The sequence below is a fragment of the Cystobacter fuscus genome (assembly GCF_002305875.1).
In the GTDB taxonomy this organism is placed as follows: Bacteria; Myxococcota; Myxococcia; order Myxococcales; family Myxococcaceae; genus Cystobacter; species Cystobacter fuscus_A.
In genome coordinates, this window is record NZ_CP022098.1 from 4397053 (window position 1) to 4415868 (window position 18816).

Genomic DNA, 18816 nt, shown 5'->3' on the forward strand with positions numbered 1-18816 from the left:
CCGCGAGACGCTGCCAGGGTTCTGGTGCATCGTTCATCCCATGGACCGAGTCTCGTCGTCAGGCGCCGTGTCGTGTCCGCCCGAAGAGGTGCTGGCCTCTTTCGCCGCGGGCACCCTCGGCGGGGCGGAGCGTCAGGAGCTCGAAGGCCACCTGGCCCGTTGCAGCGTGTGTTTCGAGGTGGTGTCCGCGCTCGTCGCGGGGGCCCCGCCCGCGACGAGTGGTTCCCCTCCCGCGCACCCATCCCCCGTGCTGGCGCGTGGTACGGCCGTGGGGCGCTACCTGGTGCTCGACTGCATCGGCTCCGGTGGCATGGGCGTGGTGTATTCGGCGTACGATCCGGGGCTGGATCGAAAGATCGCGCTCAAGCTGCTGTCCCCCAGTGGCCCCCAGGGGGCTGCATCTCAGCGGGGGCAGTCCCTGCTGCAACGCGAGGCCCGCGCGCTGGCCCGGCTGTCCCACCCGAATGTCGTCACCGTGTACGACGTGGGCAACGAGGCCGAGCGGGTCTTCGTGGCCATGGAGCTGGTGGATGGACAGACATTGGGCAGGTGGCTGGCCTCCGAGCAGCCCTCGTGGCGGCAGGTGGTGCGCTGCTTCGTGGAGGCGGGACGGGGCCTGGCCGCGGCCCATGTGGTGGGGCTCGTCCATCGCGACTTCAAGCCCGACAACGTCCTGATCGGCCGGGACGGGAAGGTGCGCGTCACGGACTTCGGCCTCGCTCGAGCGATGCGGCCCGAGCCGGCCACTCCTTCTGGCGAGGAGGCGGGGCGCACGGAGTCCCTGGCGTGGAGCCGCTCGGGCGCTCAGGCCGGCACTCCGCGCTACATGGCTCCCGAGCAGTGGTTGGGCAAGGAGACGGGCCCCTGGACGGATCAGTTCAGCTTTTGCGTGGCCCTCTGGGAGGCGCTCTACGGCGAGCCTCCCTTCGGAGGCGATGCGCCGGACAAGGTGGCCCAGGAAGTCACTTCCGGCCGCCTGCGCTCCGTCCCCGCGCAGCGTCAGGGCGGCGTACCCGCCCCGATTCACGCGGCGCTCGTGCGAGGACTCCAGGTGGAGCCCACGGCGCGCCATCCCTCCATGGAGGCCCTGCTGGCCCTCCTGGAACTCGAGCCAGCGCGGCGGCGCACGCGCCTGGTGGCGCTGCTGGGCTCGAGCCTGTTGCTCCTGGGGCTGTTGGGGGCGGGCATCCTGTGGCGGCTCTCCCGCCCGGCCGAGCTGTGTGCCGGAGGGCCGACCCGCGTCCAATCCGTCTGGGGCGACTCGGTCCGAGAGGGGGTGCGCCACGGGCTGATGGCCAGTGGGGTGCCCGGCGCGGACTCGACATGGGCGCTGCTCGCCCGGAGCGTGGATGTCTACACGCGGGACTGGGCCACCATGCACCGCGAGGCCTGTGAGGCCACGCGCGTGCGGGGTGAACAGTCCGAGGAACTGCTCGATCGTCGCATGCTGTGCCTGAACCACGCGCTCCAGCGTGTGTCGGCCCTGGCGCGGCGGTTGGAGCATGCGGACCGGGCCACGGCGGACAAGGCGCTGAACGCCGTGTATGCACTGCCCCCGCTGAGTGAGTGCGCCAACGTGGATGCCCTGCTGAACCGCCCGGGGTTGCCCCAGGATGCCGCCGTCCGGCAGCAGGTACTCGCGCTGCGCGAGCAGATGGCGGAGCTGGAGACGCTGAACAAGCTGGGCCGTACCCGGGAAGCGCTGCCGCGCGCCGAGGCGTTGACCCGGGCCGCCGAGGCCCTGCGCTTCCATCCCGTGCAGGCCGAGGCGCTCCTGCTGGAGGGCACTCTCCGGCGCATGGACGAGCAGCTTCCTCGCGCCGTCGAGGTCTTGGACCGGGCGGTGCTCCGGGCGGAAGCCGGGCACGAGGATGCCCTCGCCGCTCGGGCCTGGATGGAGATGGTCTTCGTCGACAGCGGCCACCGGAAGGAACTCGCCGCGGCGCGCCGCGGCATCGAGCACGCCCAGGCGAAGCTCGAGCGGCTCGACCGCCAGGAACCGTCCCTGGAGCTGCAGATGCTGAGTGCGCGGGCGAGCCTGGCGAACGCGGAGGGACACTTCGACGAGGCGTTCGCGCTGGACGAGGAGCGCGTCAGGCGGATGGAGCAGACGCTCGGCCCGGACGCGCCCGATCTGGGTGAGGCCCTCTACAACCTGGCCTCCTCGCTCCACATGCGGGGGCGCTCGGAGGAGGCATATGCGGCCATCCAGCGCTCCCTGGAGCTGACGGAGCGCCACTGGGGCCCCGAGTCGCGGACGCTCGCCAGAGGGCTCAACATGTTCGCCATCATCACGCGCCACCGGAAGCAGTATTCCGAGGCCCGCGCGGCCTATGAACGGGCGCTGCGGATCCATGCCAGGCTGACGGGTGAGAGTTCCAGCGAGTATGTCCAGACCCTGGCCAACCTGGCTCTCCTGCTGAACGTGCTGGGAGAGCAGGAGGCGGCGCTCTCCGCGTTCCAGCGCGCCGTGGACATCGAACGCGGGCGGAAGGATTCGGATCCCGCCGAGCTCGCCACCCTCCTGACCAACATGGCCACGGTCCACAACCGCCAGGGACATCCCTCGGAGGCGCTGGCGCTCTGCCGCGAGGCGCTTGCCTTGCGCATCGCGAAGTTGGGGCCTCGCCATGTCATGGTGGGCGCCACGCTGGACACGATGGGCATCGCGCTGCGGAAGCTGGGACAGCACTCCCAGGCCCTGGAGCACTTCCAGCGTGAGCAGGAGATCTTCGTGTCCGCTCTCGCGGAGGATCATCCCTTCCGGGCCAACGCCCAGGTTCAGATTGGCAAGACGCTCATCGCGCTGGGTCGGCTCGACGAGGCACGCGCCTCCCTCGAGCGGGCACTCGCCTTCTACGCGCGTCGTCCGGACAAGAGCCTCGAGCAGGCGGAGGCCCGCTTGGGTCTGGCCCTCGTGCAGTGGAAGAGAGGGGGCACGGACCGGCCGCGGGCTCGAGAGCAGATCCTGGAGTTGCGCGAGCGGGTAGGTCCCGCCTCGCGCGCCGAGATAGACGCCTTGTTCGAGGCTCCATCCACCGCGCACTGAATGAAGGCCCGGGGGGCGGCCCTCATCCATCTGGGAATCCCCCGGAGGCTGGACTATGCGGGCCTCATGCCATCGTTCTCCCCATCGCAGCTCCACACCCGGGCCCTGGAACTGCTGTCTTCACGGGCCGCGCGCGCGCTGGAGACGGACGCCACGCTGGGGACGTTGCTCCACGCGCTCCTCGAGGCCAGCGCGCACGCACGCACCCGCTTCGGCGTGTCGGACGACGACTTCCTCCGGGCATTGCTGCGCCATGTGCCGGCGGATGGAGGCAGCCTGGGCACGCTGCGGACCGTCCAGGCCGAGGAGCTCGCGCTGGCACTGGGGTGCGCCGCGGGCCACCCCGTGGCCCTGGCGGAGTTCGACCAGCGCTTCGGTGCCGAGCTGAGGGGGGCATTGCAGCGGGTGGATCCTTCACCGGCCTTCGTGGACGAGGCGCTCCAGGCCGTGCGGGAGCGGCTCTTCCTGCGCCGCGATCGGAGCGAGCCGAAGATCGCCTCCTATCTGGGTACGGGCCCGCTGGGGGGGTGGGCCCGCGCCGTCACGCTGCGCGTGGCCATCAACCTGCGTCGCGGCGCCACGGTCGAAGTCCCCCTGGACGAGCGCCTGGCCCAGGGGCTCAAGACGGAGGCTTGCGGCCCCGAGCTCCAGCTGATCAAGATCCAGTACCGTGAGGCGTTCCAGCAGTCATTCCGCGCGGCGCTCGGCGCGCTCACGGACCAGGAACTCAACCTGCTGCGCCTGCACTTCGTGGGGGGAACGAGCCAGGAGAAGCTGGGAGAGCTCTACAACGTGCATCGGGTCACCATGGCGCGCTGGTTGGCGCACGCGCGGGAGCGGCTGCTGCTGGCCACCCAACGGGAGCTTCAGAAGCGCCTGAAGGTGGAGGCCGAGGAACTGCACGACATCCTGGCGCTGGTGCGCAGCCAGCTCTCCATCACCCTCACCCGGGCGCTGGCCTGAGCGCCCATCAATCACTCCACCGCACGTAGCGCAACATGGCGCGGCAATGATTGCTCCGCCCATGGGCTCCGCGCCGTGTCACGATGGGGACTACGGTTCTCGGCCCCGGCTGAGAACCTACAACCACGGCGAAATCGACACGGTGTGTCAAGCCAATCTGGCGCATCGTGACACTGGAAATCCCAGTTCCAGTTCGTTTTTCCTGGTATTTACAGCTTAGCACTCCCACAGTGAGAGAGCGGTAAAACGTTTAACCGGGTCTGGTTTTTGGACCAGGTTGAATGGTTCCAAGCCATGGGGGTCACGGCGGTGTATACGAGACATTTCGGTAAGACTGGCATTTTCCTTCTATTGGCCGCGGCCATTGGTTCGGTCTGGAGTGGCCTTGTCCCCGAGGCGCGAGCGGCTCCGAGTGCCGCCTACAACTGGCGCAACGTCGTGACGGGAGGCGGGGGCGGTTTCATTCCGGGAATCATCTTCAACAAGAAGCAGAAGGATTTGATCTACGCCCGGACGGACATTGGCGGTGCGTACCGTTGGAATGCCGCGACCTCCAGTTGGATTCCGCTCTCCGACACGACGGGCTGGGTGGATTGGAACAAGAATGGTGTGGATGCCCTGGCCACCGACCCGGTCGATCCGAACCGCGTCTACATGGCGACCGGCACCTATACGAACGACTGGGATACGAACGGCCAGATCATGCGTTCGACCGACAAGGGGGACACGTGGCAGGTGACTCCCCTCCCGTTCAAGGTCGGTGGCAACATGCCCGGACGCTCCATGGGGGAGCGTCTGGTGGTTGATCCGAACAAGAACAGCATCCTGTTCTTCGGCGCGCGCAGCGGCAACGGCCTCTGGAAGAGCACGGACTCCGGAGCGACCTGGACGAAGGTCACCCAGTTCCCCAACCCCGGAACCTACGTTCAAGACCCGAACAACTCCTACGGCAATGACATCGTCGGGCTGGCGTGGATCACGTTCGATCCGAGCACGGGGACGGCCGGCGGCGCGACGCAGACGCTCTACGTGGGGGTCGCGGACAAGGAGAACAACATCTTCCGCAGCACGGACGGCGGCGCCACCTGGGAGGCGATTCCCGGCCAGCCCGTCGGCTATCTGCCGCACCATGGTGAGCTTGCCTCCAATGGCAACCTCTACATCTCCTATAGCGATGGCGTCGGGCCCTACGATGGCGCCAAGGGAGATGTCTGGAAGTTCAACACCCAGACGGGTGTCTGGACGAACATCAGCCCCGTGCCGAGCAGCAGCACGGACAACTATTACGGCTACGGTGGTCTCGCCGTCGATGCTCAGCACCCGGACACGCTCGTGGTCGCCACGCTGAACAGCTGGTGGCCGGATGCCAAACTCTTCCGCAGCACGAACGGCGGTGCGACCTGGACGGCGATCTGGGACTGGGATGGCTACCCGAGCCGGAAGCTCCGCTACACGCAAGACATCTCGGGGGCCCCCTGGCTGTCGCTGGGCATCGAGCCCATCCCGCCGACTCCTTCTCCCAAGCTGGGTTGGATGATCGGGGATCTCGAGATCGATCCCTTCAACTCCAACCGGATGATGTACGGCACGGGCGCGACCCTGTATGGCACGAACAACCTGACGGACTGGGACAGCGGCGGCAAGGTGAACATCTCCGTCATGGCCAGGGGCATCGAGGAAACGGCCATCATGGAGCTGATCAGCCCGCCGGCTGGAGCGCCGCTCCTCAGCGCGATGGGTGACATTTCCGGCTTCCGTCATGATGACCTGACGGCGCCGCCCGCCAAGACGATGTCCGTGCCGGCGTGGAGCACGACGTACGGCATCGACTACGCGGAGCTCAACCCGGGCTTCACGGTTCGTGTGGGAATGGCGGATTACGCGGCGGATGCCAATGCCAGGTCGGTGGGCCTCTCTCATGACGGGGGAGCGAACTGGTACAAGGCGTCCTCGGAACCGACGGGAACGAAGGGCGGGGGAACGGTCTCGGTCTCGGCCGACGGCAACGCCATCGTGTGGAGCACGTCGGATGTGGGGGTGTACTACTCGAAGTCGGGCGGCAATTCCTGGACGGCCAGCAGTGGCATTCCGGCGGGGGCGAAGATCGCTTCCGACCGCGTGAACCCGAGCAGGTTCTACGCCTACTCGGCCGGCAAGTTCTATCTCAGCACCAACGGAGGCGCCACGTTCACCCAGACGGCCGCGGCGGGCCTTCCCAGCGGCGGCGCCGCCTCGCTCAAGGCCGTTCCTGGCCGCGAAGGTGACGTCTGGTTCGCTGGTGGCAATGAGACCCCCGGCCCCTACGGTCTGTGGCATTCGACCGATTCCGGCGCGACCTTCACGAAGTTGGCGAACGTGCAGGAGGCCGACGGAGTCGGGTTCGGGAAGGCGGCGCCGGGCCAGAGCTACATGGCCCTGTACGTCATCGCCAGGATCGATGGTGTGCGCGGTTTCTTCCGCTCGGACGATGGGGGCGCTTCCTGGGTGAGGGTGAATGACGCTCAGCATCAATACGCGAGGGTCACGACGATCACCGGAGATCCGCGGGTGTACGGCCGCGTCTATGTGGGCACGAATGGCCGTGGCATCGTCTATGGCGACCCGGTGGGCGGTACGCCGGACCCGGACCCGGATCCGGTCAAGCAGTCGACCATCAGCCCGACGAGCTCATCCTTCGACAAGAAGACGGGCAATCAAGCGGACATCACCGTGACGATGACGCTGAACGGGAACACCTTCGGCGGCATCAAGAATGGCACGGCGACGCTCGTGTCCGGCACGGACTACACCGTCTCCGGCTCGATCGTGACCCTGTCGAAGAGCTATCTGGCCAGGCAGCCGGTCGGGACGACGAGCCTGACCTTCCAGTTCAGCGCGGGCACGTCCCCCGTTCTGGCCATCACGGTGATCGATACGACCTCCACTGGCTCGGGGAACATCAAGGTGCAGATGTACAACGGGTCCACGGCGGCGACCGTCAATGGCATCAGCCCGAGGTTCAAGCTGCTCAATACGGGAACGAGCGCCATCACGCTCTCGACCGTCAAGCTCCGCTACTACTACACCATCGACGGAGAGCAGGCGCAGAGCTTCTTCTGTGACTGGTCCCATGTGGGTGGCTCGAATGTCACCGGAACCTTCGTCAAGATGGCGACACCGGCCACCGGCGCCGATCACTACCTCGAGGTTGGCTTCACGAGTGGGGCAGGCAGCCTCGCGGCCGGGCAGAGCATCGAGATCCAGATCCGGTTCTCCAAATCCGACTGGAGCAACTACACGCAGTCGGGCGACTACTCCTTTGCCTCGGCGGGCACCACGTATGCGGACTGGAGCAAGGCGACCGGCTACATCTCTGGCGGCCTCCAGTGGGGCCTCGAGCCCTGACACCCTGATGTGAACGTCCCGGCCCGGAGCGGACTTCCTTCCGCTCCGGGCCGGTGTGCCCTCGATGACAGCCGCCGTGTGTGCATCGGCGTCTCGTCATCCGTTTTGCCGTGGTGCCTCGGATTCCTCGTGGAGGGTGAGCGCCCCGCGCATGAAGAAGCGGAGGACGAGGTACACCAGGAGCCCCGTCGGGCCATACATCATGGTCAACAGGACACAGGGAGCCACCGCCAGATGGGGAAGTCCGCGACGCCCCGCATCCCGGACGATCCACGCGCCCACGAACAGGTCGAACGCCAGGTAGTGGATCCAGCAGAGCACCGCCACCCAGGGGTCGCTGAAGAGCAGCATGGCGCCCCGAAGGCTCGCCGCGCTGGCCCCTTCAGGGATGGACGCACTCAGGTTCAAACCCAACATCAGGCCGAGATGCGCCACGCCCAGCATGACGGGTATCAGTACGGAATGGACCAGCCGACGGGTCCACTTCCAACGCGGTGCGAACAGCAGCAGCGCCCACGCGGGAAACACACCATAGTTGAAGAGGTTGAATACGGTTTCGACTCTCATACAGCCCTCCAGTTGGGCACTGCGGATGGGGATGGCGGATGCATGGACGTGGCGAATGAGAGCCGTGACATGGGTTGCCTCTCGGGCTGCTCGGCCCGTCGGACGACGGGCGGCGAGCGAGCGCGAGGCAGCCACCCGCCGGTGAGCGGCGGGGCCTCGGAGCGTTCGCTTGTCAGGTAGCCTCACTCCGCCGTCACCCGCTCACGACGTGAACTCCCGCGGAAACCCGTGGAGCGTCGTCGCGATGGTGCAATCGGGCGGCCAATGGGCAACCGGCCTACCAGGAGCGATAGGCGATTCACCTCGAAAGGCCGCGTGGCGGAGGATGTTTAGCGAGAGGAGATCATGGGAGACGCGGGGGACGCGTCGAAAAGGAAGGTACACCTCGTCGCCGGATTTGCAATGGCTTTTTCGCGGAGAGCTTCCCGGCAGACGGCGGCCTGGAGACTGGCGCCGAGCGCGTGACGCGGGAGAATCCAACCATGACAACCCCTGCCGTCGTGGAAATCGACCACCGCGACCCCGCGCTGCGATCCGCCTTCTGTGACTATGTGCCTCGGGTCTTCCGTACCGTGGACTTCCGGCGTTGGTGCGAGTGGGGTGAATGGAACGATGACTATCGAGCCTTCTCGGTGCTCGACGAGGGGCGCGTGGTGGCCAATGCCTCGGTGATGCGCATGCGGCTGCGGGTCGAGGGCCGCGAGGTCATCGGCTACCAGCTCGGCGCGGTCGGCTGCGTGCCCTCTCACCGGGGCAGGGGGCTGTCGCGGGTGGTGATGCGGGCGGCGCTCGAGTCTTGCGGCGAAGCGCCGGTGCTGTTGTTCGCCAACAAGAACGTGCTCGGCTTCTATCCGCGCTTCGGGTTCACGCCTCGGGCGCAGGCGTTGTTCGGCGCGGCGTTCCACGCGGTGCCTGGAGGTGAGCCCGCGCCGGTGCTCGAGTTGGCGGAGGCCCACGTGCGCTCGGGACTGGTCTCTTTGTCCGAAGAGGGGCTCGTGGTGACCGAGCACTTTGGCTCACGCGGCCATGCGAGGATCGCGAGCTGGTATGCGGCGAATGCCTTTTCCCGGCCGCTGCGCCAACTGCACGCGGATGCCTGGGTGTTCGCCGGTGTCGAGGATGGCACGCTCTACATCGACGACATCTTCGCGCGTGAGCCCTTCGACCTGCGGCCCTACATCCCGCGATTGATTGACCAGCCCATCACGGCGGTCCATTTCGGCTTCACGCCCGAGCGCTGGTGGCCTCGGGCGGATGTCGTCGGAGAGGACATGGAGGCCGACCTCTTCGTGCGCGGCCTGGAACTGCCGCCCGGGCCTCATCGGTTTCCGGTGATGGCACGAACCTGACGCCTTGGCTCCGACGAGCCGCGGCATTGGGCTGCTCTTGGTCTAACGCGGATTGTTGGCCGGGACGAAGGGGCGGAGGCGATGCCCATCCGGATCCTCGACCACGAAAGTGAAGCCGAAGTCCATGTCCGTGGGCTCCTGCACCACCTTGAGGCCGAGCCTGGTCCACTCGGCATAGGTCGCGCGGACGGCATCCTTGCTCTCTTCGCTGAACGAGATTTCGACGCCGCCAGCGGGCTTCGGTGTCGGCTCCATCTCGTTGGCGAGCCAGAGGCCGATCTTCAGGCCAGTCGGAAGTACATAGCTGAGTTCGCACCACGCGGCGAGCACCAGCACCTTGTCGAAGAAGCCGATCACCAATGGCCAGAACCAGCGCCTCGAGCTCGTCGGCCGAGAACATCAGGGGCGGTAGGGTGAAGCCGGGGCGCAGCACGTACCCGAGGCCCGGTTCACCCTGGATGTCGGCGCCCTGCGCCTGCAACGTCGCGATATCGCGATAGAGGGTGCGGATGGAAATACCGAGTTCCTCGGCCAGCGCCGGGCCGGTGATCGGCGCGCGGTGGCGGCGCAGCAACTGGATGAGATCGAGCAGGCGAGAGGCACGGGACATGGGGGGAAGGTACCAGGCCGATTGCGCGGGCTTGGGCGGCGCCGAGTGGCTCCTGGACTCAGCTCTTCTTCAGAAAACGAAAGCCGAGCGCCGAGAGCAGCAGGAGGACCGCCATGGGCACGTCCCCATCCTGGCCCGCGGCGCAGCCACAGCCCGAACTCGGAGGAGACGATGGCTGCTGGTCGGTCACGAGCACGGTGACGGTGTCCTCGCTGCTTTTTCCGCGGCCGTCCGTCACCTGGAGCCGGAAGGTGAGTGCCGTCTCCTCGTCCACGTCGGGCGTGTTGAACATGGCCCTCGGGCCCGCCAGGATGAGGTTCACCGTGGGACCGTCCACCTGGGTCCAGGTGTAGCTCAGGTCGGTGCCCTTCGAGTCCGAGCCGTTGAGCGTCACCCCACTGCCTTCACGCACGCGCTGGTCCGCACCCGCCCGGGCCTCTATCGACGCGTCCAGGACGGGCACGATCACCTTCACCGGTGTGCTCTCCAGCTTTCCATCGCTCACGATGAGCTGGAAGCTCAGCTCCGTCCTCTTGTCCACGTTGGGCGCGGTGAAGGAGGGCGAGGCCGTGTCTTTGTCGCTCAGAGAGACGATGGTGCCGCCCGTCTGCTTCCACTTGTAGACGAACGCGGTCTCCCCATCCTCATCCGTGGCGCTCCCCTCGAGCGTCACGCGAGTCCCCTCGTCCACCGCCTCCACCGGCTTCACCGAGGCCACCGGCGCATGCTCGCGGTTGTTCACCTTCACGGTGACGGTGAATGGGGCGCTCGACTCCTCGCTGTCGTTGGCGACGACCTGGAAGGTGAGCACGAGCGTCTCCTTCACCTCGGGTGCGACGAAGGTGGCCTTCGTCGTGGTGGCACCGTCCAGGGAGACGGCGGGCGTACCCACCTGCGTCCATTGGTAGCTGAGGGGGTCCCCGTCAGCGTCCGTGCCCGAGGCCTCCAGGGTCACCGATTCCAGCTCGAAGACGCTCAGTTCCGGTTTGGCTGTCACCGTGGGCGCGTGGTTGCCTTCGGGGAGGTCGCGCACCCGCACGGTCACCGAGTCTGGCGGGCTCGTGTTCACCTCATCGCGCACCCGCAGCTCGAATCGGAGATCCGTGTCCGCCGTCACCTTGGGCGAGGCGAAGGTGGGGTTGGGCACGCTCGCGTCACTGAGCGTCACGAGCGGGCCTCCGACCTGCTTCCACTCGTAGGTGAGCTTGCGGCCCTCGGGGTCCGTTCCGCTGCCAGCGAGTGTCACCAGGCGCCGCTCGTTGACGATCTGATCCGGGCCCGCGTTCGCCACCGGCACCCGGTTGAGGCACACGCCCCGGTGCGCCCCCATCGAGCTGAAGGGCGTGTTCACCAGCCCCTCGAACTGGAGGTCATCCAGGTCCCAGCCCGTGGCGCCCGTGTCGAGGTCCGTGCCGATGCGGAAGCGGATGAGCACCGTCTTCCCGGCATGGTTGGTACCGAGGTCGGCGGTGGCCGGAGCGAACGCGGGGTAGCCGGGACTCTGGCCTCCATATGCTGGCAGGCCCCCGATCGGGTTCTGCCCCGACTTCTCGAGGGTCGCGTTGTAGGTGGGGTCTACCCAGGTGCCAATATCCACCCAGGTCCGCCCTGCATCCTCGCTCAGCTCGATGACGGCGCCGTCGTAGAAGGAGTTCGAGCCGGGCGCCGCCTCGAAGACGTAGCGGTGCTGGAAGGTGAACCGGAATGCCTTCGTCTCCGACACCTGGAGGGGAGGCGAGACGAGCGCGAGGTCTCCGGCCACCTTGTTGTTCGGTCCGCGGAAGAACCAGTTCGTGCCCGTCGAATCGAGCTGGCGCGTCCACTGTGAGAGGCTCGTCGGGCTGGCCGTGATGGTCCACGGATGATCGGGTGCCTCCACCGTCTCGAGGGTGCTCGTCCCCGGCAGATAGTCCGTGTTCACCCGGTACACCGCCGTGTGCGTCTTGTCCCCAGGCACCTGCTGCTCTTTATCGCGGTAGTCGATGCGCAGGGAGACGTCGCGTGGCTTGGCGGAACCCACGAGCTTCATCGTCAGCTCCGCGCTGGTGAGCTTGCCTGGCTCCGAGGCGGGAAAGGTCACCTCCTGTCCCTTGGGGAAGGAGACGTCCGGGTCCACGCTGGAGAGCGTCATGCTCGTCTGAGTGAGCTTCTCGGTGCCGTTGTTGCGCAGCGTGACGTGCACGCGCGCGGTCTCGCCCGTGTCGAGCACTCCGTCATCGTCACAGGAGTCCGCCGTCCCCGTGGAATCGAGCAGCTCCACGCTGACGAACGTCACGTCCTTGCCCGTGGCGAAGCTGAAGGCTTCCACCGGAGCGAGCAGGAGGAGACCCACCACTGCGGCGACGCATGGTTTCAAAGTACGGCCTCCAGGGTTCAGGCGCGAGCCCCGATTCTAGCCCCCTGGCTCGAGAATTTCACAGGAGGGAAGCCCTCGCTCCGACAACCCGGGGACCCCCAGGGAGCCGCTGCTGGAGGTGGCCTCGTCCCGAGTCTGGTAACGTGGGCTGTACCCACGTGACGCGGGTCCGGCTCACGGGCCCTGCACGGGGGGAATCCGCATGGACACTCGACCCGAGGTCGTTCGTTTTCGTACCCCCGCCGAGAGCGGAGAGGCGCGTGAGGTCGCCGCCTGGCGCGTGGGCCCGGACCTCTACCTGACGGCTTGCTCCCACTTGCTGGGAGCTCAGCACCGGGACGTGCGGCGCGTGGTGGTCCGAGCAGCCGGGCAGGCGGAGCAGGTGCTCGTCCTGACATCGGATGACGAGGCCAATCTGGCGCTGTTGGCCCCCGCGGTGGAGGGCGGCGCTCCGATTGGCGGCTCGGACCTCGTCGTCGAGGTACTGGGGACCACGGCGGACGCGAAGGATCAGTGGTCCCTGTTGGCGGATGCGCCGATGGAGAGTGCGAGCTGCCTCGTGCACCTCTCCTCCGCGCAGGGCGGACAGCCTTTCCTGGGCCGGCTCCGCCCGGAGGGGGACGTGCTGGAGGTGACGACGAGCCCGGATGCCGGCGTGGACATGCGGGAGCTGCCGGGCTGCCCCGTGGTGCGGGGTGGCAAGGTGGTGGGGCTGGTGACCCAGCGGACGCGAGAGGAGGGCCGGGTGCTCGCCGTCACGGCCTCGACCCTCCTGTCTCTCTGGAACCGGCGATGTGGTGCCGGACAGCAGGGATGGCGGCAGCGGAGCTTCGCCTATGGGACCATCAAGCTGTTCGTGGCGGCCATCGCGGACGCGGAGGTCTGGAAGCGCGAACTCTCCTCCGTGGACCCTCGGCTGGCGTTGGACTTCGGGGCCTACCAGCTCTCGGTGCAGCAGGCCCAGCAGATGCCTCTGCTCATCTTCCTGCTGCGATGCTTGTTGGGGCCGCTCGTCACGGTGCTCCTGTTCGATCTGGCGCTCACGGGCCAGTTCCTCGTCTACGCCGACGTGTTTCCCCCTGGAGTGATGGCGGGGATGACGCGGGAGCTCACGATGTCCTACTGCATCGCGATCGTGGGAGCGCTGGGGCTCAGCCTGCTCACGGGGGTGGGAGCCGCCGTGGGCGCGGCGACGTTGGGAGGCCTCGCGGGCGCGGTCGCGGTGCTCGTGTCGATCCCCTTGAGGGAGAGCTCCTGGATCGTGGCGGGCATCACCCTGGGCACCATGTGTGGGACGGCCTGTGGTGTGCTGTGGATGCAGCGGGCCGAAACCCGAGTCATGCCCACCCGGGATCAGGTGCTGGCGGTGGCGTGGGGACTGGCGGAGAGCCTCGTCCTGGTCGCCTCGCTGAGCCTCATCAGCCTCCAATTCGTCCAGGCCCAGCTGTACTGGGGCATGGAGCGGGAGCGGGCGATGGGGGCCGTGCTCGGCCTGCTGCTCGTCACCCCTTGCTTGCTGGCCTTCTTCCTGCGGCGGCGGGAGGCGCCAGGGCAATGGTTCGGGACCGTCCTGCTGGGCATGGTCGCGGTGTTCGCCTTTCTCGGGGCCGTCCTCCAGCCCATCCTGGCCAGCTCCACTTCCTCCACTCTCGCGTTCGGCATGAGCGTGGGCCTGCTGGCGGGAGTCGCCGTCTGTGGGCTCTTCAGCATGATGCATGCCCTGGCGGAGAACTTTGGCGCGGGCCCGTGGAGCGACCTGACTCCCGTTCTGGGCAACTGCCTGCTGCTGCCGCTGCTGGGCCTCGCGTACGCGGGCTCGGCGGGGCTGTTCCTGTCCCGTCTCTCCTGGTGCCTGCTCACCAGTGGCCTGCTGAGCTTCGTGCTGGTCACCGTCCGCAAGTGGGTGCCGATCCGGGCGCGTTACGTCGGCGCCGGCCAGCGTGGCTCGGGGCCAGGGGTCAGCTCGGGCGTGTCGTAGCGAGCCACCGGGAACTCCCGGGGTGGCGGCGTCAGCGTGTGCCCTGGGCTTTGCGCTGGGACGGAGGGAACCATGAGGGTGGATGTCTTCTCGGAGATGCAGTACCCGAAGGCGCTGTGGGGAGACGGGGGACACGAGCAACGGCTGATCCAGGAAACCCTGGAGCAGGCGAGGCTGGCCGACGAGCTGGGCTACGGGGTGTGGTGGCAGGTGGAGCACCATGGGGCGGCGGAGTTCAGCTACAGCTCGGCGCCCGAGGTGATGCTGACGGCCATCGCCATGAGCACGAGGAACCTGCACGTGGGCCACGCGTCGGTGCTGGCACCCGCGCGGTTCAACCACCCGATCCGCGTCGCCGAGCGAGCGGCTTTTCTCGATCACCTGAGCAGGGGGCGTTGCCAACTGGGCCTGGCGCGGAGCACCGTCCCCGAGTGGCGCAACTTCAACATCCCTCCGGACTCGACGCGGGGGCAGTTGCAGCAGGCCTTCGAGATGATTCCGAAGATGTGGACCCGGGAGGCGTTCTCCTGGGACAGCCCTGACTTCCAGATCAAGAACATCAACGTCGTGCCCAAGCCGTACCGCCAGCCTCATCCGCCGCTGTGGCAGGCCTGCTCCAGCCCGGCCTCGTTCGAGCAGGCGGGGCGCAACGGCGTGGGAGCGCTGGGGGTGACGCTGTGGGCCTCGTTGGAAGAGGCCGCGGAGATGATCCACCTCTACCGGGAAGCGCTGCGCACCCGGTGCGAGCCGGTGGGCGAGTTCGTGAACGACCAGGTGGCCTTCTTCACCTTCGTGCACTGCGCGGACAGCGAGCAGGAGGCCATGGAGAACGGCGCGGCGAGGGCAGCGGCCTGGTACACGAGCGGCTCCTTCACCTTTTTCGAGGCGAAGGAGCACTTCGTCAAGACGGCCGCCGAGCTCGAGGCGCTGGCGAAGGATCCCGCCGGCGGAGGGCTGACGGGCCAGTACCTGCGAAAGAAGGATCCGAACGCCCCTCAGTCCCGAGCCCAGCGGTTGCTCGGCCGGGTGATGTCGAACGAGGCCGTGCCGGACCAGGAGCTCTGGGAGGTGCTCAGCGAGCAGGAGTCGCTGATCGTCGGCACGAAGGATCAGGTCCGCCGGAGGATGAAGCGCTACGAGGCGCTCGGCATCGACGCCCTGATGTCCTTCCACCAGGTTGGTGCCCTCCGGCATGAGCAGGTCATGAAGAGCCTGCGTCTCACGGGCGAGCTGATTCCGGAGTTCAGCGCGCCGCGGGTGCCCTGATCAGGACAGATGCCGCTCCACCCCCGCGCCGTCCCCGTCGGTGGAGCGCGCGAGTTCGCTCCAGGTGGAGATCTCCGCGGCGACGCTCCGGTGCTTGCCTTCGATGCGCGCGAGCGTGTCGCTGCCGAGCGGCAGCCGCAGGGGCGGGTGGGTGGCGTTCGCGAGGGCGAGCATGGCCCTGGCCAGCTTCGCGGGGTCCCCCGGCTGCGCGTGGTTGAGCCGCGTGGCGGACTCGCGCGTGACGCCGGACGAGGCGGCGTAGTCGGCGATCGGCGCGGCCACCGCGAGGGAATGTCCGTCGAGGAAGTCGGTGCGGAAGAAGCCGGGCTCCACGACGGTCGCCTTGATGCCCAGCGGCGCGAGCTCGGCGGCCAGTGCCTCCGTGAGCCCCTCCACCGCGAACTTGGTGGCGCCGTAGACGCCCCAGCCCGGATAGGCCGCGTAGCCGCCGAGCGAGGAGATGTTGATCACATGCCCCGAGCGCTGACGCCGCATGTGCGGCAGCACCGCGCGGGTGACGTTCAGCAGCCCGAACACGTTGGTGGAGAACACGCGCTCGACCTCCCGGGCCGTGGCCTCCTCGACCGCGCCGAGCAGGCCGTAGCCGGCGTTGTTGAGCAGGACGTCGATGCGGCCGAAGCGTTGGATCGCCGCGTCGGCCGCGGCCCGGGCCTGCTCCTCCTGGGTGACATCGAGGCGGACGGCGAGCAGACGCGGGTGCTCCCCGAACTTCGCGGTGATGGTCGCCGGCTCCCGCGCCGTGGCCACGACGGCGTCGCCCGCGGCCAGGGCCTCGGCGGTGATCAGCGCTCCGAAACCACGAGAAGCTCCAGTAATGAACCAGATACGCATGATGAATACCCCTTGGGGTCGTCGCCGACGGAAGCGCCGGCGTTGCGAGACAGAAGGTAGAGGGGACCCGTTGTTGAGGGAATCACTTGAGTCCGCATCGAGCTGGTGAGTGGATTTCATCAATGAAGCCGATCGAGCCCATCGCCCTGTCGCCGTTCCTGGCCATCGCCACCCACCGCAGCTTCCGCCGGGCGGCGGTGGAGCTGGGGGTGTCGCCCTCGGCGCTGAGCCACTCGCTGCGCGGTCTCGAGGAGCAGCTCGGTGTGCGGCTCATCAATCGCACCACCCGGAGCGTCGCCCTGACGGAGGCGGGCGAGCGGCTCTTCGAGCGCATCCGCCCCGCCTTTCGCGACATCCGCGATGCGCTCGAGGAGCTGAATGACTTCCGGGGCCAGCCCACGGGCACGCTGCGCATCAACGCGGCCCGGACATCGGCCCAGCTGGCGCTGATGCCCGTGATCTCCCGGTTCGCGCGGGCCTATCCGGACGTGCGGGTGGAGATCCGGGTGGACGACGGCCTGAGCGACATCGTGGCGGAGGGCTTCGACGCCGGGGTGCGCCTCGGCGAGAACCTCGCTGCGGACATGCTCGCCGTTCCCCTGGGCCCCCGTCAGCGCTCCGCCGTCGTGGCCTCGCCGGAGTATTTCACGCGGCATGCCGTGCCCCGGACACCCTGGGAGCTGCGGGAGTTGCCATGCATCCGCTACCGTTTTCTCAGCGGCGCCTTCTATCGCTGGGAGTTCGAGCGTGACGGCGAGGAGGTGACGGTCGAGGTCGATGGACCCCTGACGTTCGGTGACCAGGGCTTCATGATCGATGCGGCGCTGGACGGCCTTGGCCTGGCCTATGTCTTCGAGGAGCTGGTGAGCACCTTGCTCGAGCAGGGCCGTCTGGTGCGGGTCCTCGAGGACTGGTGCCCCGACTATCCTGGCTTTTTTCTCTACTACCCCAGCCGCCGCCAGCTCCCGGTGGCGCTTCGGGCCTTCATTGATTTCATGAGGACCGGGCGGTCCGTCTAATTTCGACAGGGCTCACAGCTCCGCCATCGGATGGCCAGGGGCGCAATTCTGGTCTTCAAGCTTCCTGGTATTCGCGAAGGCTTTCTCTACTTCGGTAATGTGTTCTGTCTGGAGGACAGTCAGCCGCTCACCGCAGGCATGACCGAGCACCGCCTGGAGCGGGTACTGGGCCGAGTGGGCATCACGCTGCCGTACCGACCAGAGACGCCGGAGGGCTCACTTGAGGGCACATGTGGAAGCGGGGGCAAAAGAAAAGCCCAGCAACCCCGTAGGATTGCTGGGCTTCTCCGTGTGTCCCCGACGGGATTCGAACCCGTGGGCAGGGCGGAGACCTCCGAGCCGGGCGGCCTTCAGGGGGTCCGACGCTCGGAACCTTCAGCGTCGGCTCCAGCGGTTCTTGGGCCGCCCGAGCAGAATGTGGACCGGCAGCCTACAGAGGAGTCGTGAATGTTGCTGCGCTCGGGCCCGCCTTGGTAGGTTAGCTCCTCCATGCGCGCGCTCCCACTTTTCAGGTATGGCCTGTTGCTCGTCTTGCTGGGTGTCCCGGCGTTGGCCCGGGACGTGGACGAGAAGCTCACGATTCGCACGCTGAAGTACCAAGATCACCCGAGCCAGGAGCCATCTTCCATCTTCGTTGCCGGTCAGGTGGTGACGGCGCTCCGCTTCGAGAAAGAAGTTGATCCAGCGAAAACGAAGTTCCTCGCGTGGGAGGGGCGCTTTGAGCCCCCGCTCGTAGGCGGTAAGAAAGTGGTTCTAGAACCGCTGAGAGACCTCGGTAACGGCGAGTCGCTGCCCCTGCTCGTAACGCTCGTGGACGGAACGGAGTTCACGTTCCTTGTGAGGCCCAAGAGCCGCCAAGACTGGGGATGGATCGACTATCAGGTCAACGTGTTCAAGGACCCCGACAGTTACAACGCGGTTCTCTCTGGCCTTTATGACTCCCTCAAGAGGGAGCACACACTGAACGAGGAGAACGAGCGGCTCAAGCAGGAAGAAAATTCCATCGACCACGCCTACGCGACGCTGCTCGCAAACGGGCAGGTAAAGAAAACGCCGTTTCGCCGCAGATTGGTTTACCGGCCAAAAAATCAAGACATGGACATGGTCGTCGAAGTCTTCGAGGGTCCTGGCAAAGCGGCAGCGCTCGTCACCTTGAAGAACACCTACTACGGCGAGCCCTGGAAGTTCGATGGTGCCTACCTGACCCGTGACCTTACCCACTACACGCTTCGGCCTTTCGCGCTTCGCATGGACCGAAGCAGCATCGTCGAGGGGGAAACAGGGAGGATCGCGGTGGTAGCGGACAAGAGCGCCTTTCAGACCGACGACGGGCAGCTCACCGATCTCGCCCTCCAAATCTTCCGTGGTGATGGCCTGCTTCAAGTTTACGTGAGGATGGACCGCACGCTGATTCGGAAGTAGA

12 protein-coding genes and 1 pseudogene are annotated in these 18816 nt (G+C 67.1%); 8 read left to right on the forward strand and 5 right to left on the reverse strand.

The genetic code is table 11. The features are described from left to right. The first annotated feature begins 40 nt into the window (after positions 1–40). The 3 genes from CYFUS_RS18110 to CYFUS_RS18120 all read left to right on the forward strand — a co-directional run bounded on the left by CYFUS_RS18110 (position 41) and on the right by CYFUS_RS18120 (position 7396). Positions 41–3049 carry a serine/threonine-protein kinase gene (locus CYFUS_RS18110; protein ID WP_095986361.1) on the forward strand — a complete coding sequence of 1003 codons (3009 nt, stop codon included), beginning with the start codon at positions 41–43 and terminating at the stop codon, positions 3047–3049. A gap of 66 nt (positions 3050–3115) precedes the next feature. Further along, a complete protein-coding gene (locus CYFUS_RS18115; RefSeq protein ID WP_157758504.1) occupies positions 3116–4012 on the forward strand; it encodes a sigma-70 family RNA polymerase sigma factor in 897 nt (298 codons plus the stop codon). 351 nt (positions 4013–4363) lie between these two features. Continuing rightward, entirely contained in the window at positions 4364–7396 is a 3033-nt protein-coding gene (locus tag CYFUS_RS18120; RefSeq protein WP_232537637.1) for a X2-like carbohydrate binding domain-containing protein, read from the forward strand. Positions 7397–7492: 96 nt separating this feature from the next. Here the strand turns inward: CYFUS_RS18120 and CYFUS_RS18125 are convergent, their stop codons facing one another. Then, positions 7493–7963 carry an ABA4-like family protein gene (locus CYFUS_RS18125; RefSeq protein WP_095986364.1) on the reverse strand — a complete coding sequence of 157 codons (471 nt, stop codon included), beginning with the start codon at positions 7961–7963 and terminating at the stop codon, positions 7493–7495. Between the two features lie 482 nt (positions 7964–8445). On the opposite strand from CYFUS_RS18125, the gene CYFUS_RS18130 reads away from it, so the two are divergent. Further along, positions 8446–9312, forward strand: a complete 867-nt coding sequence (locus CYFUS_RS18130; RefSeq protein ID WP_095986365.1) for a GNAT family N-acetyltransferase — start codon at positions 8446–8448, stop codon at positions 9310–9312. Positions 9313–9354: 42 nt separating this feature from the next. On the opposite strand, the gene CYFUS_RS50655 is transcribed toward CYFUS_RS18130, so the two are convergent. From CYFUS_RS50655 to CYFUS_RS18140, 3 genes and pseudogenes are all read right to left on the reverse strand, one after another. Further along, the gene (locus tag CYFUS_RS50655) at positions 9355–9669 is read right to left on the reverse strand and encodes a VOC family protein (protein ID WP_157758505.1); all 315 of its coding nucleotides are present in this window, start codon (positions 9667–9669) and stop codon (positions 9355–9357) included. Positions 9670–9757: 88 nt separating this feature from the next. Next, positions 9758–9922, reverse strand: a pseudogene (locus CYFUS_RS52755) (helix-turn-helix transcriptional regulator); the annotation flags it as partial. A gap of 58 nt (positions 9923–9980) precedes the next feature. After that, on the reverse strand, positions 9981–12278 hold the full coding sequence (locus CYFUS_RS18140; protein ID WP_157758506.1) for a PKD domain-containing protein: 2298 nt from the start codon (positions 12276–12278) through the stop codon (positions 9981–9983). Between the two features lie 202 nt (positions 12279–12480). Here CYFUS_RS18140 and CYFUS_RS18145 point away from each other — a divergent pair, with 202 nt between their 5' ends. Next, positions 12481–14256: a hypothetical protein gene (locus CYFUS_RS18145; RefSeq protein WP_095986367.1), complete on the forward strand. Its 1776-nt coding sequence runs from the start codon at positions 12481–12483 to the stop codon at positions 14254–14256. A gap of 72 nt (positions 14257–14328) precedes the next feature. Next, the gene (locus tag CYFUS_RS18150; protein ID WP_095986368.1) at positions 14329–15522 is read left to right on the forward strand and encodes an LLM class flavin-dependent oxidoreductase; all 1194 of its coding nucleotides are present in this window, start codon (positions 14329–14331) and stop codon (positions 15520–15522) included. Here the strand turns inward: CYFUS_RS18150 and CYFUS_RS18155 are convergent, their stop codons facing one another. Further along, positions 15523–16374, reverse strand: coding sequence for an oxidoreductase (locus tag CYFUS_RS18155; protein WP_095986369.1), 852 nt, complete (start codon positions 16372–16374; stop codon positions 15523–15525). A 122-nt stretch (positions 16375–16496) separates the two neighbouring features. On the opposite strand from CYFUS_RS18155, the gene CYFUS_RS18160 reads away from it, so the two are divergent. Together CYFUS_RS18160 and CYFUS_RS18165 are read left to right on the forward strand one after the other, a co-directional pair. Continuing rightward, the gene (locus CYFUS_RS18160) at positions 16497–17393 is read left to right on the forward strand and encodes a LysR family transcriptional regulator (RefSeq protein WP_095986370.1); all 897 of its coding nucleotides are present in this window, start codon (positions 16497–16499) and stop codon (positions 17391–17393) included. A 489-nt stretch (positions 17394–17882) separates the two neighbouring features. Beyond that, positions 17883–18815 (forward strand): DUF2381 family protein, encoded by a 933-nt coding sequence (locus tag CYFUS_RS18165; protein WP_095986371.1) that lies wholly within the window; start codon positions 17883–17885, stop codon positions 18813–18815. Position 18816 lies beyond the last annotated feature (1 nt).